The 1,057-nt window shown below is 62.3% G+C and carries 1 protein-coding gene; it reads left to right on the top strand.

Features of this window, described 5'->3' with window-relative positions; all coding sequences use genetic code 11:
- Window positions 1-735, top strand: a 735-nt coding sequence (locus CQ13_RS17180) for an IS91 family transposase (protein WP_245309205.1), incomplete at its 5' end; no start/stop codon positions are given.
- Between the last annotated feature and the right edge of the window lie 322 nt (window positions 736-1,057).

The following is a 1,057-nucleotide window of genomic DNA, read 5'->3' as shown; positions in this document are numbered from 1 at the left end:
CATCATCCTCACATTCACTGTGTCGTGCCGGGCGGCGGCCTCTCGCCCGATGGCGCGCGCTGGATCGCCAGCCGACCAAACTTCTTCCTGGCCGTCAAACCGCTCGCCCGGCTGTTCAGACGCCTGTTCCTCGAACGTCTGACCGCCGCCTTCGACGCCGGCACCCTGAACTTCTTCGGCGATCTCGCATCCCTGGCCGAGCCTGCTGCCTTCGCAGCTCACCTCCTCGCTATGCGGCGCATCAGCTGGGTCGTCTATGCCAAGCGGCCGTTCGGCGGCCCCGCGCAGGTGCTGGCCTATCTCGGCCGCTATACCCATCGCGTTGCAATCGCCAACAGCCGGCTCGTAGCCCTCGACGAGGATCACGTCGCCTTTACCTGGAAGGACTACCGCCAGAACGGCGCGACAAGGATCATGAAGCTCAAGGCCGACGAGTTCATCCGCCGCTTCCTTCTTCACACGCTGCCCGATGGCTTCCATCGCATCCGCCACTTCGGCTTCATGGCCAACCGCCATCGCGCTGCCAAGCTCGCCCTTTGCCGCGAACTTCTCGATCGCGAGCGAACAGCCCCAAACGATGGCCAGCCGCCGCCTGTGGATTCGGAAGCTCAAACCTGGGCCGAGGTTCCTGCCTGTGCCGATTGTGGTGGCGTCATGCGCATCATTGAGCGCTTTCGACACAGCTTCAGCCGCTCCAGCCCCCGAACACCACCGTTCCGATGCGACACATCGTGAGCCAAGTCATGCCGTGCACGACGATCATCATTCGTCATTCCGCTCCCAGCGTCTCGATCATCGCGGACGATGTCGAATCCGTGCTGTCACACTGCGCGACAACAACCGTCCGATGCAACAAAAAGTCTATCGTGATCTCCGGCGAAGCGCGTCTGGTCTCAACTCTTCCCCGATGCGCACATCTCGTGTCTCTGCCTCACGCGCCGAGCCAGCAGATCGGGCCTTGCGATCTCAAACAATCCCCATAGCGCAAAATCGCGCATAGCCTCCCGCGCCTTCGTTCAATCCGGCTTCAATGAGGTCGCGTCATAAGCGCCTGCCG

This window comes from Bradyrhizobium retamae (genome assembly GCF_001440415.1).
Classification (GTDB): Bacteria; Pseudomonadota; Alphaproteobacteria; order Rhizobiales; family Xanthobacteraceae; genus Bradyrhizobium; species Bradyrhizobium retamae.
The sequence above is the reverse complement of the archived record's forward strand: the minus strand, read 5'-3'. Positions and strand labels throughout refer to the sequence as shown.